This window comes from Hydrogenophaga sp. FW305-3-2-15-A-LB1 (assembly GCF_058787875.1).
Genome location: NZ_JBYTAE010000060.1, coordinates 26,514 through 40,181 on the forward strand (window position 1 = coordinate 26,514; position 13,668 = coordinate 40,181).

13 protein-coding genes and 1 tRNA gene are annotated in these 13,668 nt (G+C 68.4%); 3 read left to right on the forward strand and 11 right to left on the reverse strand.

All coding sequences use genetic code 11. From position 1 onward, the window contains the following. Positions 1-7 precede the first annotated feature (7 nt). Positions 8-82 (forward strand) — tRNA-Val (locus AC3WPZ_RS18430). Between the two features lie 59 nt (positions 83-141). Here AC3WPZ_RS18430 and AC3WPZ_RS18435 read toward each other — a convergent pair. Genes AC3WPZ_RS18435 through AC3WPZ_RS18450 form a run of 4 tightly spaced genes read right to left on the reverse strand, consistent with a single transcriptional unit; the run spans position 142 to position 4,610 of the window. Next, a complete protein-coding gene (locus tag AC3WPZ_RS18435) occupies positions 142-1,476 on the reverse strand; it encodes an amidase (RefSeq protein ID WP_492440879.1) in 1,335 nt (444 codons plus the stop codon). Beyond that, positions 1,477-2,451 carry a Bug family tripartite tricarboxylate transporter substrate binding protein gene (locus tag AC3WPZ_RS18440; protein ID WP_382324336.1) on the reverse strand — a complete coding sequence of 325 codons (975 nt, stop codon included), beginning with the start codon at positions 2,449-2,451 and terminating at the stop codon, positions 1,477-1,479. It lies immediately after the preceding gene. A gap of 36 nt (positions 2,452-2,487) precedes the next feature. Beyond that, complete coding sequence (locus AC3WPZ_RS18445; protein WP_382326825.1) at positions 2,488-3,009, reverse strand: cupin domain-containing protein; 522 nt, start codon at positions 3,007-3,009, stop codon at positions 2,488-2,490. A 17-nt stretch (positions 3,010-3,026) separates the two neighbouring features. Further along, the gene (locus AC3WPZ_RS18450; RefSeq protein WP_492440881.1) at positions 3,027-4,610 is read right to left on the reverse strand and encodes a gamma-glutamyltransferase; all 1,584 of its coding nucleotides are present in this window, start codon (positions 4,608-4,610) and stop codon (positions 3,027-3,029) included. 169 nt (positions 4,611-4,779) lie between these two features. Between AC3WPZ_RS18450 and AC3WPZ_RS18455 the strand changes: the two genes are divergently transcribed. Next, positions 4,780-5,460 (forward strand): TetR/AcrR family transcriptional regulator, encoded by a 681-nt coding sequence (locus AC3WPZ_RS18455; protein WP_492432161.1) that lies wholly within the window; start codon positions 4,780-4,782, stop codon positions 5,458-5,460. A 102-nt stretch (positions 5,461-5,562) separates the two neighbouring features. Further along, positions 5,563-6,765, forward strand: coding sequence for an HD-GYP domain-containing protein (locus tag AC3WPZ_RS18460; RefSeq protein ID WP_492440883.1), 1,203 nt, complete (start codon positions 5,563-5,565; stop codon positions 6,763-6,765). Positions 6,766-6,933: 168 nt separating this feature from the next. Here AC3WPZ_RS18460 and AC3WPZ_RS18465 read toward each other — a convergent pair whose 3' ends face one another. From AC3WPZ_RS18465 to AC3WPZ_RS18495, 7 genes are all read right to left on the reverse strand, one after another. Beyond that, positions 6,934-7,389, reverse strand: a complete 456-nt coding sequence (locus tag AC3WPZ_RS18465; RefSeq protein WP_444686389.1) for a RidA family protein — start codon at positions 7,387-7,389, stop codon at positions 6,934-6,936. A 29-nt stretch (positions 7,390-7,418) separates the two neighbouring features. Then, positions 7,419-8,777, reverse strand: a complete 1,359-nt coding sequence (locus AC3WPZ_RS18470) for an FAD-binding oxidoreductase (protein ID WP_492440885.1) — start codon at positions 8,775-8,777, stop codon at positions 7,419-7,421. A gap of 26 nt (positions 8,778-8,803) precedes the next feature. Further along, positions 8,804-9,616, reverse strand: a complete 813-nt coding sequence (locus AC3WPZ_RS18475; RefSeq protein ID WP_382158544.1) for an ABC transporter permease — start codon at positions 9,614-9,616, stop codon at positions 8,804-8,806. Further along, positions 9,613-10,422, reverse strand: coding sequence for an ABC transporter ATP-binding protein (locus AC3WPZ_RS18480; RefSeq protein WP_382158542.1), 810 nt, complete (start codon positions 10,420-10,422; stop codon positions 9,613-9,615). The genes AC3WPZ_RS18475 and AC3WPZ_RS18480 overlap by 4 nt, the downstream gene beginning before the upstream one ends. 59 nt (positions 10,423-10,481) lie before the next feature. Next, the gene (locus AC3WPZ_RS18485) at positions 10,482-11,480 is read right to left on the reverse strand and encodes an ABC transporter substrate-binding protein (RefSeq protein ID WP_382158540.1); all 999 of its coding nucleotides are present in this window, start codon (positions 11,478-11,480) and stop codon (positions 10,482-10,484) included. 70 nt (positions 11,481-11,550) lie between these two features. Further along, positions 11,551-12,408: a creatininase family protein gene (locus AC3WPZ_RS18490; RefSeq protein WP_291120300.1), complete on the reverse strand. Its 858-nt coding sequence runs from the start codon at positions 12,406-12,408 to the stop codon at positions 11,551-11,553. A gap of 21 nt (positions 12,409-12,429) precedes the next feature. Further along, positions 12,430-13,668, reverse strand: a 1,239-nt coding sequence (locus AC3WPZ_RS18495) for an amidohydrolase family protein (protein WP_492440887.1), incomplete at its 5' end; no start/stop codon positions are given.

Genomic DNA, 13,668 nt, shown 5'->3' on the forward strand with positions numbered 1-13,668 from the left:
ATCAATCGGGCGGTTAGCTCAGTGGTAGAGCACTGCCTTCACACGGCAGGGGTCGCAGGTTCGAACCCTGCACCGCCCACCAGACAAGACGCTGGAGAAACAAGGACTTGCGAGAAATCGCCAGTCCTTTTTTCTTGCCTGTCAGCCTGGGTGGAGCAGCTTTTCGATGGCGTGGGCGATGGCCAGCAAGTGCGGGTCTTCACCGTGCCTGCCAATCAGTTGCAAGCCGGCCGGGAAGCCTTCCCGCGTCGGGATGGGCATGCTGATCGCGCATTGATCGAACACGTTGACGGGCCGGGTGTGGCGCCCGACGCGCCGGTTCCATTGCAAGGCCTCCTCCAGCGAGCGCAACGCGTTGCGGGGGCCGGGCAACATCGGGGTCGTGGCACCCATCCAGGCGTCGAATCCCGCCATCTGTGCTTGCGCCTGGCGCCGCCATTGCGCGGTGTGTCGCCGCAAGGCGACCAGCTCCGCCGGGTCCATGTCGATTTCGGCCGCGGCGCGAGCGGCGGTCACCGGGTCGAGCGAGCCGAGGCCGGCGCGCAACCGCTCTTTGCCCAACACCCGCGCGAACTCCGCCGGCATGAGCCGTGAGAACAGTGCCGCGACGTCCTCCGCTCCCGGAGGCTCGATGGGCGACACGACCACACCGGCCTTCTGCAGCCACTCGATGGTGTCGTCGAGCGCTTCCTGGACCGCTGCGTCCAAGGGCTCGCCATCGCGCTCGCGCAGCAGACCCAGGCGCAAGCCGAGCAGAGGGATGGCCAGAGCGCGTGGCGAAGGCTTGATCGCGTTCGCCACCGTGGCGCAATCGGCCACGCTCGTGGCCAGCACGCCCATCGAGTCCAGGGACGGTGCCGCTGGAAAAACACCCTCGGTCGACCAGGTGCCCCGGGTGCTCTTGTACCCGGCCACGCCGCACAGCGCCGCCGGCACCCGGACCGATCCGCCGGTGTCCGTGCCCACGGCGAAGGCGCACAGGCGCGCCGCCACGGCCACCGCCGAACCATGGCTGGACCCGCCGCACAGGCGGCGCGTGGCGGCATCCACCGGGTTCCAGGGGCCCGGGTCGTTCCAGTTGATCGTCGCCAGGGCGAATTCCGTGGAGACCGTCGTGCCCAGGATGACGCAGCCCGCGGCGCGAAGCGCGCGGACGAGAGGGCCCTCCGCCGGCAGCAGGTCGGCGACGGCTAGCGACGAGTTGACGCTGCAGCCCAGTCCCTGGACGGCGATGATCTCCTTGATGGCGATGGGCACGCCCATCAGGGGGCCACGGTCGTCTCCCTCGGACAGCGCCGCATCCAGGGCGCGGGCTTCCGCCAGCGCCTCCTCGGCCCTCACGCGGCGGAATGCCGCGAGTTTCGGCTGGCTTTGGGCGATGCGCGCAAGGTACTGCTGCGTCGCCTGCTCACTCGTGACCGCGCCGCGCCGCAACGCCTCGCCGAACCCCTTGATGCCCTGGGCGAATGCGTCCACTCATTGCACCTTCACGTTGCCGGCCTTGGCAATGCCGCCCCATTTCTTCTGCTCGTCCACCATGAAGTGGCGGAACTCCTCGGGCGTGCGCTGCGTGGGTTCGGTGCCGGCGCCGCGCATCTTTTCCTGCACGTCGGGCGCTTTCAAGGCCTCGTTGATGGCCTGGTTCAGCTGCGCGATGACCTGGGGCGGCGTGCCGCGGGGCGCCATGAACGCGTACCAGCCGAGGTACTCCCGATCGTCCAGCCCCAGCTCCTTCGCGGTCGGCACGTTGGGCAGGGCCTCCACCCGGGTCGCGGAGGTCACCGCCAGCGGCAGCAGCTTGCCCGACTTGACGTGCGGCGCACCGGTGGACACCGCATCGACCATGATGGGGAGCATGCCGCTGATGACCGCCAGCTGCGCCTCGGGCGCGGTCTTGTGGGGGACGACGGTCACGTCGAGGCGATGGCGCTGGCGCATGCCTTCGAAGACCAGGTGGTTGAGCGATCCGCTGGCGCCCATCGACAGGTCGAGCTTGCCCGGGGCGGCCTTGGCCTGTTGAACGAAGTCGCCCAGCGTGCGGATCGGCCCATTGGGGTTCGCGACCCACAGCATGGCCGTCGTGCCCGCGAGCGCCACCGGCTCCAGATCCTTCATCGGGTCCATCGGCATGCGCTCGTAGATGGACGAGTTGATCGTGAGCGCGCCCGTCGAGGCGAACAGCAGGGTGTGGCCGTCGGCGGGTGCCTTGGCCACGAGGTCCATCGCGATGTTGCCGTTCGCGCCGACCCGGTTCTCGATGACGATGGGCTGGCCGAGGCTGGCCATGAGCTTGGGCGCGAGAAGCCGCGCGATCCACTCATAACCCCCCGGGGCGATCGGCGTGACGATGCGGATCGGCTTGCTGGGGTAGGCCGACTGCGCCGCCGCGCCATGGGCGGCAGCGGCGGTCAAGGCCACCACGAGGATCTTGGAGAGAAGCAGCTGGATCATGATGGGATGTCCTTTCGACGAAAGAGGGTCTGTGCGTCAGGTGCGGGTGATGTGGCCTTGCGCGTCCAGCTCGAAGCCGGCCTGGCGGGCGGTGTCGAGCACGTTTTTGGCCCACTCCACCTTGCCGGGGTCCGTGCCACTGAGGATCGCGAGGATGTAGGCCTCCTGGTCGCCGTCGTTGCGGAAGCCGCGCATGATGTGCGGCGGCACCGACACGGCATCCCATTGGCCCAGGGTCATCTCGTGCTCGCCGGTGTCGCCCCAGATGAGCGTCCAGGTGCCCGAGAGCGGGATGAAGACTTCGACGGTCTGGTGAAGGTGCAGGCCCGAGCCTTTGCCCGGCTGGGCCTTCACCAGGGTGACATGGAAGTTCTCCACGTCGGTGATCGGGATCTCCATGGACGCGTCTTCGCACACGCCCATGCCGATGATGTTGTAGTTCTCCCGCTGGTACTCGGGCAGCACCGCGTCGATCAGCGGCATCGTGCTCGGCACCAGCTGGTTGAAGAAGGCCACGCGTTTGAGCATCTGCTCGCGGGTGACGATGGGGTGGCTCATGATGGCTGGTTTCCTTTTCAGGTTGCTGCGTTGGAGGGGCGTGCGAGCTGTTCTTCGCTGATCGCCACGCTGTAGGGCACGTCGATGGACGCCATGCCGCTGTTCTGGCCGTCGACGCGCATGACGGCCGAGGGCACGGCGAAGGGCATGGGGTACGCGGTGTGTTCGAGCAGGGTGACCTCGTGGTGCCCGGCGATGCGCTCGATCACTGCCGGGCTGAGGCGGTGGTCGCAGAGCACCTGCGCCGGGTCCGAGGCATCGATCCGGGGCGTGTTGAACGCCTGCGCGAGGCTCAGACCGTGGTGGACCATGAAGGACAGCAACTGGATCACGGCAGGGGGAATGTGCCGCCCGCCCGAGGCGCCGAGTGCCAGCCAGGGCTGGCCGTCGCGCGCCACCATCATGGGACAGGCGTTGGTCAGCGGCCATTTGCCCGGGCCGATGGAGTTGGGCTTGCCTGGTTCGGGGTCGAACCAGAACATGCCGTTGTTCATCAGGAGCCCGAGGCGTTCGAGCATGACGCGCGAGCCGAATCGCGCACCCAGGGTGTTGGTCAGCGAGACCATGTTGCCCTGCGCGTCGACGACGTTGAGGTGCGTGGTGCATTTGTCGCGCGGGCCGGTGTCGCCCAGGCTGGCGTAGCGTTCGGCCCAGCAGTCGCGCATCACCGAGGCGATGCGCAGGTAGTCGTCCGGCGTGGGCTGGCCGAGCCCGGGCGCGTGATCGTGAAGATGGCGTTCGAAGAAGCGCAGCGCGGTCGGTCCGCCATTGAGACCTGGGACCACCATCAGGCGCACGCCGGCGTGGTCGAGCGCCATCGGTTCGGCCACGCGCGCGCGGTAGGCCGCGAGTTCCGCCGCCGTCCAGGTCCGGCCGCAGGCGGCCACGTCGGCCAGGAGATCGCGGGCGATCTCGCCCTCGTAGAAGTCGCGGTAGCCGCGCTCGGCCAGGCGCCGCAGCATCGCGGCGTCGCGCGGGTTGCGGATGGCGTCGACGCCATCGGCTTCCTCCACCGTCGGTGCGTAGTGCCCGTCGCGCAGGAACACGTCCCGGGTGCCGGGGAAGCGCGCCAGGCCACGGGCTTCCGTGCCGATGGCCAGGGTCGTGTACCAGTTCACCGGCCAGCCCCGCTCGGCCAGTTCAACCGCCGGCGCCAGGGCGCGGCGCCATTCCCAGGTGCCGAAACGCTCCAGCGCCTGCCCGAGCCCATCGGCCGCCCCGGGGATGAGCATCGACGTGGGCCCCGACATGTTGCGGTCGCCCTCGACCCGGGGCCAGCGGAAGGTGCCGAAGCGCTCCTTGCCCGGGAGGAGGGGGTAGTCGCGGGCATCGATGTCGGACGCCGATTTCATCGAGAAGTCGATCGCGTGGCAGCGGTTCTCGCTGGCCTGGTGGACGAGCATGCAGCCACCCCCGCCCAGCCCGCTGGACCAGGGCTCGACCACATGCAGCGCACAGGCGGCCGCGACGGCCGCATCGACCGCGTTGCCGCCTTCCGCGAGCACGGTCGCGCCAATCTCCGCCGCGCGGGCGCTGGCCGCCACCACGATGCCCTTGCGGGAGGTGTTGACCTGCTTGTTCAGCACCCAGTGCTGATTCATTTCACCGATTTCCAGCCGCCGTTTGGACATTCGACACTTCCCGTTGAGTTGCAGACAGCGCCACGGGTCAGCACCCGCGGCACGCGCAGTCTAGAAAACAAAATCCATTTAGTCAACCATCCGGATGGTTGGTTAAAAACCAAGATGTCGAATCTGCATAATCGAAACCATGGAGAGCCCCAACAAGTCCCCAGCACCGCTCATCTCGGCGAGCCGGTCGCGCGAACCCTCCGATGGCAAGCGGAACGCGGAGCGAACCAAGAGCAATCTGCTGAACGCTGCCTACGTGGAGTTCTCCGAGAACGGTTTCCAGGGCGCCCGGGTGGACGCCATCTGCAAACGCGCGGGCGTCAGCAAGCAGATGCTCGCCCACCATTTCGGGTCGAAGGAGGCCCTGTTTGTCGAGGTGCTGGAGCGGGCCTATCTGTCCTTCCGGATGCACGACGAAGACGTGGAGCTGTCCAGCGGCGGGCCGGTCGAGGCGGTGGAGCATCTGGTTTTGAGCACCTTCGACCATGTGCAGAAACACCAGGAGCTCATCCGGCTGCTGTCCGACGAGAACATGCACAACGGGCGCCACATCCAGCAGTCCACCAAGCTGCGGGCGCTGTACACGCCCCTCATCGAGAAGGTCGCGGCCATGCTTGAGCGGGGCGAGCGCGCGGGCCTGTTCCGCTCGGGCGTGGATCCCTATCAGTTCTACATCTCGATGACCTCGCTCATCTTTCTGTTCTTCTCGAACAACCACACCCTAAGCGCGGTGTTCGACCGGGATTTTTCAACGCCAGAGGCGGTGGCCGAGCGCCGCCGGCATGTCGTTGAATTCGTCCTGGCCGGTCTGCGGCGCTGAGGGCCACGGCGCGCCGGTGCCCCTGGCGAGCGCCCGAACTTGCGGGCTTTTCTGCTTTTATTCCCGGCTTTGGCGGCCCGGGCGAGGCGTAGATTCACCGGAATGTACAAGTCGCTTCCTCTGGACGCCATCGCCCTGCAGCAGCCGGTTCCCGTGAACGTGTGGGACCCGAAGGGCGTGCTGCTGCTGCGCAAGGGCGAAGCGATCACCTCGGAACAGCACCGGGGGCTGCTGATGCTGCACTCGCCCGTGGTGCTGGAGGCCGACTGGCGCGCCTGGTCGTACAGCTACACCACCGAACTCGATCGCATGGTGCGCGACAACGCGCCGCTCAGCCGCATCGCGGGTGTGAGCCACGCGGTGGAGGTGCCTCACGTCGAGGCGCGCGAGGAAGCCGGGCCGGTGGAGCTCTGGGCCGACCTGCACGCGTCGCTCAACAGCCTGTTGCACCAGGGCACGGCCGCCACCCAGTTCTACGACAAGCTCGAGCGGCTGGCCGCGCGTGCGCAGCGCCTGTGGCACTCGGCGCCGGACGACTGCCTGTTGGTGCTGGTGCAATTGCTCTTCGATGCCCGCATGGGCTACAGCGCGACGCACGCGCTGCTTTCCGCGGGCCTGTGCGCGCTGGTGTCGCCCTCCACGGGGGTGTCGCCCGCCGAGCAGGCCACGCTGTTTCGCGCCGCGCTGACCATGAACATGGGCATGACGCGCACGCACGACGCGATGGCCCGCCAGACCGGTCCTCTGACCGACGCCCAGCGCCAGACGGTGCGCGAGCACCCCTTGCGCAGCGCGGCGATGTTGCGCGAACTGGGTGTGGCGGACGCGCTGTGGCTGCGCCTGGTGGAGGAGCAGCACGAGCGGCCCGATGGCAGCGGTTACCCGGCGGGCAAACCGGTGGCCGACCTCGCGCAGCGCCTGCTGCAGATGGCCGACGTGTACGTGGCCTGCATCAGTCCGCGCATGGGCCGGGGCGGCCTGCTCTCGCAGCAGGTGGCGCGCGAGCTGTACCTCGGGCCCGATCAGCAGCCCGACGCGCTGGGCGCGCTGTTCGTCAAACACATCGGGTTCTACCCGCCGGGCAGCTATGTGCGCCTGGCCAGCGGCGAGGTGGCCGTGGTGACGCGGCGCGGCGCCAAGGCGAACGCGCCGCAGGTGTTCGCCATCGTCGGGCGCCAGGGCATGCCGCTGGGCGAGCCGACCTGGCGCGACACGCAGGACCCGGCCCACGAGATCAAGGCCAGCCTGCCGCCGGGCGACGTGCGGGTGGTGGTGAACGTGCCGCGCCTGCTGAGCAGACGCTAGGGATCAGTTCCTCAACGCGTCGCAGCGCGACCCGCAACGAAAGAAGTGCACCCTCCAGAGGCATCAAGGGTCCGGCTGCGCCGGCCCGAGATGCCGTTCCCCCTCGAAGCGCCGAAGGCGCGCCACGGAGGGGGGAAGCCGCGCAGCGGCGCAGGGGGGTGTTTCATATCACTGCGGCAGGTACATCGTCGCTTCCACCTCGACGAGCACCTCGTCGCCGGGCAGGAAGCGCGAGACCTCGACCACCGTGCTCACCGGCGGCTCCCCCGGAAAGAACAGGCCGCGCACCCGGTTGTAGGGCGCGTAGTGGGGCAGGTGGCGGAAGTACTGCACCAGCTTGACCACGTCGGACATCTCCCCGCCGTGTTCCTCGGCGAGCTGGCGGATGCGGTCCAGCACGAACCAGCTCTGCGACACGATGGGCGCCTCGAACACGTCCACCGACATCTGGCCGGTGACGAAGCCCTGCTTGCGCAGGGCGGCCAGCGCCTTGGTGGGGATGTCCTCGTAGCTGCTCACGGTGCGTCGCTTGGCCGGGTCCACGGCCACGACGCCGCTCATGAACACGAAGTCACCGACGCGTTTGGCGGCGGCGTAGTGGGCCATGGGTTTGCCTGTGCTCATGTGGTGTCTCCGGTGCAAGGGTGGGTGGCTCAGTCGGGCAGGCCCCAGGCGCGCATCTTCCCGGGGTTGAGAAGGCCGGCCGGGTCGAAGCGCTTTTTCATGTCGATCACGTTCTGCGGCAGGTCGCCTCCGACCTTGCCTTCCTCGATGATGAAGGTGTGCGGGTTGTTCACGCGGATGCCGTTGTCGCGGAAGATCTGGATGATCTCGTTGAGGCGTTCTTCCGTCGTGAAGCGCACCAGCGGCAGCGAAGTGCAGGTGGTGAAGCCGTCCATGCTGCGCAGGAACTCGACGTGCATCAGCACCTCGTCGCCGAACAGCTCGCGGATGCGGCGCACCTGGTCCAGGTGCTTGCCCGGCGTGAACGTGGTCTGCAGGTAGGTCAGGCCCTTGTCCACCTTGAGCGCGTTGAGCGTGGTGTGGTTCCAGCAGTACTCGGCCAGCGTGTGGTGCTGGGCCCGCACCTCGTCGGCCGTGCGGCGGTAGGTGACCTGGCCGCCGTGGGCGGTGATCACCTGCAGGGCCGCGGCTTCCGAGAACCCGGCCACCAGCAGCAGCGCGGCGTGGCAGCCCTTGGGCAGGTATTCGGCCAGCGGCACCATGTAGGCGGGGATGGGGTCGGCCAGCAGGGCGATGTTCTTCTTCACGATGCCGGGCGCGTGCGCCAGCGCGTTGCCGAAGTCCAGCGCGCGGTCGGCGTCGTCGAAGGTGACGATCATCTCCATCCAGTCGTGGGCCGGGGCCAGCGCCATCTCCACTTCCAGCACCAGGCCGTTGGTGCCCCAGAGGTGGTGCATCAGCAGGGCTTCGGGGCCGCGCAGTTCCACCACCTGCGGCTCGGCCTCGATGCTCATCGCGCGGATGCCGAGGATGTTGCCGGCCGCGCCGATCGGGCCGTAGTTGATCGAGCCCACGCCGCCGAAGCCGCCGCTGAACAGGCCGCCGAGCGAGGCGCTGCGGAAGGTCGAGGGGATGCAGCGCAGCTCCCAGCCGGTGGGGCGCGCGGCGTTGTCGAACTCGGCCAGGCGGATGCCGGCCTGCGCGCGGCCCACGCCGGGGCGCGACCACAGGAAGGCGTTGTAGCCGCTCATGTCGAGGATCACGCCGCCGTGCAGCGGGGTGGACTGGCCGTAGTTGCCGGTGCCACTGCCGCGCACGGTGAGCGGGATGCGGTGGCGCGCGCAGGCCGAGGCCACCTGTCGGATCTCGTCCTCGGTGCGGGGCTTGACGACGATGTCGGCGCGCTTGCCGAGCAGCTGGCGCTTGAGCACCGGGCTGAACCAGGAGAAGTCCTGCGAGAGGCGGCCGATCTTGAGGGGATCGGTGATCCAGTCGAGGCCGGGCAGTTCCTGCTGGATTTGTTCGATGGAGGTGCTGGAAACGGTCATGGCGTGTGGTCTTCTTTCAATGCGGTTCAGTCCTGCGCGATTTCGCTGGCGTGCCAGGAGCCCAGCGACACCTTGGTCAGCCAGGCCATGAGCACGAACAGGAAGACGCCGGCGAGCGAGATCAGCAGCAGCGCGGCGAACATGCGCGGGATGTCGAGCTGGTAGCCGGCCATCAGGATCTGGTAGGCCAGGCCGGTGTTGGTGCCGCCGGTGCCGGCGACGAACTCGGCCACCACGGCACCGATCAGCGCCAGGCCCGAGGAGATGCGCAGGCCGCCGAAGAAGTAGGGCAGCGCGCTGGGGATGCGCAGGCGCCAGAGCATCTGGCCGCGCGTGGCGCGGTTCATCTTGAAGTAGCTCTGCAGGTCGGGGTCGACGCTGCGCAGGCCCAGCGTGGTGTTGGAGATGATGGGAAACAGGGCCACCAGGGCCGCGCACACCACCAGCGAGGCGGTGGGCTGCTTGACCCAGATGATGATCAGCGGGGCGATGGCCACGATGGGCGTGACCTGCAGCAACACGGCGTAGGGGAACAGCGCGGTCTCGATCAACCGGCTCTGCACGAACAGGAAGGAGATCAGCACGCCGACCACCACAGCCACCACGAAGGACAGCACGGTGATCTTCATGGTGATCACCAGCGAGTTGAAGAGTGTGGACCAGTCCTTGACCAGCGTCTCCATCATCAGGCCGGGCGAGGGCACCAGGTAGGGCGGCAGTTCGAGGCCGACCACCAGGCCGTGCCAGAGCGCGACCAGCACGATGGCGACCAGGGCCGGGTACAGCACGCGCTGCACGCGAGGCTGTTTCAGGAAGGGGGTGTTGACGGTGGGGTTCATGCGTGTGCGCTTTCGGTCGTGTCGCGGCTGGCGCGCAGCAGGCTGTCCTGCAGTTGCTTGGCGTAGTGGCTGAATTCGGTGGAGACCATGAAGTCCGGCGTGCGCGGGTAGGGCTGGTCGATCTGGAATTCCTCGACGATGCGGCCCGGGCGCGCGGCCATCATGACCACGCGGCTGGAGAGGAACACCGCCTCGTGGATGGAGTGGGTGACGAAGACGACGCTGAGGTTCTTCTTCTGCCAGAGTTCGAGCAGGTCGGCGTCGAGCTTGTGGCGGGTGATCTCATCGAGCGCGCCGAAGGGCTCGTCCATGAGCAGCAGCGTGGGCTCGACCACCAGGCCGCGCGCGATCGACACGCGCATCTGCATGCCGCCGGAGAGGGCGCGCGGCAAGGCCTTGGCGAACCTGGACAGGCCCACCAGCGCGAGCGCATCGGCCACGCGGGCGTCGGCCTCGGCGCGCGGCACGCCGGCCAGGTCCAGCGGCAGGCGCACATTGGTCTGCACGCTGGCCCAGGGCATCAGCGTGGGCGACTGGAACACGAAGGCCAGGCGGTGGCCCGACTTCTCCAGCTGGCTGACCCCCTGGCCCCAGAGCTTGAGGCTGCCGCTGCTGGGTTCGAGCAGGCCGGCCACCATTTTCAGCAGCGTGCTCTTGCCGCAGCCCGAGGGGCCGAGCAGCGTGACGAATTCGCCTTCGCGCACCGTCAGGTCCACCGGCTGCAAGGCCACGGTGCCGTTGGGGTAGGTTTTCTGGACGCCCTGGATGTCAATGGCCAGGGTGGCGGACGGTTGGTCAGTCTTCATGGGGTACTTGTGGGTGAAGGCGGGGCGGGCCGATGCGGGCGCGGAGCCCACAGCGGTCGTCAGGGCAGGACCTTGGCGTCGCGGGAGATGTCGAAGCGGTAGGCCTGGTCGATGTTGACCTTGGCCGGGTCGATCATTTCGTTCTCGACCAGGAAGGCGTGCGTCTTGAGCAGGCGCTCGCGCGTGATGATGCCGATGCCCTGCTTGGCGGCGTCGCCGCTGGTGATGATGCCCATCTCCTTGAGCTTGCCGATGCCGTAGTTGAGCTGGTCGTCGGTCATGTTGGGGTTGTCCTTCTTGATCAGCGCGTTGGCGGGTGCCGGGTCGGCCAGGTAGCTCTTGTAGCCTTCGGCGGTGGCTTTCACGAAGGCGGCCACGGTCTTCTCGCGTTCCTTCACGGTCTTGTCCATGCAGGAGATCAGGTTGGCGTAGGGCGGGTAGCCCTGGTCGGCCAGCAGGAAGGTGTTGGCCTTCACGCCGGCCTTCTGGATCGCGAACGGCTCGGACGAGAGGAAGCCCATCTGCACGACGTTCTTGTCGGCCACGAAGGGCTGGATGTTGTAGGTGTAGGGCCGCGCCTGCGCGTCGGTGTAGCCGTACTTGCCCTTGAGCCAGGACCACATGCCACGCATCGCCGTGGGCGCGATCAGGATGGTCTTGCCCTTCATGTCCTCGAAGGACTTCACGTCCTCGTGGGCGATCAGCACCTGTGGGTCCTTCTGGAAGATGGCGGCCACGTTGACGATGGGCAGGCCGTTGCCGCGCGCCACCATCATCTGCGTGTCGGTCGCGCCCATGATGCAGTCGGCCTGGCCGGCGGCCATGATCTGGATGATGTTGATCTGCGGGCCGCCCATCTTGATGGTCACGTCCAGCCCGTGCTTCTTGTAGATGCCGTTCGCGATGGCCTGGTAGTAGCCGCCGTGCTCGGCCTGCGCGTACCAGTTGGTCATGAAGGTGAACTTTTCCTGCGCCTGGGCGGCGCTCAGGCTCAGGACGCCCAGGGCGGTGGCGCCGAGGGCTCGGCACAGTCGGGTCAGGGATGCGGAGGAGGACATGGCAGGCCTTTCTGTCGAAGGGTGGGGGTGGGACGGAGGAGCGCGGGAGGGAAACGGAACGGTGGATCGATCAGCCCAGCGTCTGCTGGATGTGACCGGTGAAGTGGCCACGCTCCCAGGTCGGTTCATCGCGAACGACCCAGCGCATGGTGAAGAGTTCGGTGATGGCCTGGACCCAGCTGTTGGCCAGGCTGTCGAGGATGGCTTCGCCCTGTTCGCGCGTGGCGGTGGTGGGGTCGCCGATGACGCCGCTGGGGCCGAAGTCGCGCGCCACCCAGGCGCAGGCCGGTCGGCCATCGGCCGAGAGCGTCTTGGACGGGAAGGGTGGCGGGAAGTACGCGGCCGCGCGCTCCATGTGCACCGTGTCGGGCGCCAGTGCGAGCATCAGCGCGGTTTCCGAATGACCAGCGTGCATGGAGAGCTTGCGTTCTTCGTCGCTGATGAACTTGCCCGAGACGTTGGGCACGCGCGAGACGCCGTAGGGCACGACGACGAAATCGCCATGGCGCAGGCGCAGCTCGCGAGCGGCCATCTCCAGCACCTGCGGCTGGCCACCATGGCCGTTGGCGAACACCAGCTTGCGGAAACCCGAGCGGTAGACCGACTCGCCCAGCTCGATCATGGTCGAGAGCAGGGTGGTGCCGGTGAGCGTCATGGTGCCCGCGAAGTGCAGGTGCTCTTCGGACTTGCCGTAGGTGATGGGGGGCAGGCCGAAGGCGCGGATCTCGGCGGGCAGGCGCTCGAAGGCCTTGCCGATGACGCCCGCGGCGATCACGGTGTCGACCGAGCAGGGCAGGTGCGGCCCGTGCTGTTCGGTGGCCCCCACCGGCAGCACGATGACCGTGTTCTCGCGGTCGGGCAGCGCGGTGATTTCCGTCCAGGCCAGGTAGGGCAGGAAACGGTGAGGGGGGAAGTAGCCGTGCATCATGGGGCGGGTCCTTGTGGGGAGTCAGGGAATGAGGGGGCGGCCGTTGCGCAGCACCACGCGGGGCGCGGTGCGCGAGGGCCAGGCATGGGTGTCCGAGGCGGTGAAGACCACGAGGTCGGCGCTCGCGCCGTCCAGCGTGGCGCGGGCCAGCGGCTGGCGCTGCAGCCAGTCGGCGCGGCACAGCGCGTCGGACCAGGTGTCGAAAGGGGTGTCGAGCTGACCGGCCAGCGTGGCGGCCTGCATGGCTTCGAGCGGGTCCAGGCTGCCGACGCGGCAGAACGGGTCCTGCACGTTGTCGCTGGCGAACAGCAGCGGGATGCCGCGCTCGCGCGCTTCCTTCACCAGCATGAGGCCGCGCAGGCGCGGCGTGCGGCCGGTGACGGCGTCCTGCAGCAGCAGGTTGGTGATGGGCAGCGACACCAGTGTGATCGGCGCGCGCGCCACGGCGTCCAGCGTGGCCAGCGCCTGGTCCTCGGGCTGGGCCGCGAGCGCGCAGTTGTGGCCGCAGACCACGCGGCCGGTGAAGCCGATGTCGCGCAGCAGCAGCGCGATGAAGGCCAGGCCTTGCGCGCCGGGATTGAGTTCCTCGTCCACGTGCAGGTCCAGGTCCAGATCGACCGCCTGCGCGGCGTGCACGAGGTGGCGCAGGGCGTTGGCGTCCCAGTTGCTGGAGTGCACGAAACCGCCGAGCAGCGCGTGCGGGCCGGTGGCGGCGACGCGGCGCGCCAGGGCCTGCGCCTCGTCGCGGTCTTGGAACAGGCCGAGCTTGATCAGGGCGACCTGTTCGAGCCGCACGCGGCCGCGCCATTCGGCGGCGAGTTCGGCGGTCACCTCCCACGCCAGGGGCGGGGTGCTGGGGTCCCACCAGTCGATGTGGGTGCGCAGGTGCGTGGTTCCGGCCTCCCAGGCCCATTGCAGGCCGCGCTCGGCGCGCTCGCGCAGGTCGGCGTGGGTCCAGTGGGCGCGGTCGCCGATCACCGCGTCGATCGCGCCGAGCAGGCCGGGCTTCACGGCGCCCATGCGCGGCAGGATGAAGGCCTTGTCCAGGTGCGTGTGCGCATCGACCATCCCGGGCAGCACCGGCGCGCCCTGCACGTCCCAGCCTTGGCCGGTGACCCTGACGGTGCCGGTGATGGGCGAGGTGCGGGTCACACGGCCCTGGGCCAGTTCTAGCAGCGCCAGGGCCGGGCCGGCGCGGTCGGTGGGCCAGTCGGTCGGCAGCAGCCAGCGCGGCAGCCGCGCGTTGGCGATGAAGTCGGG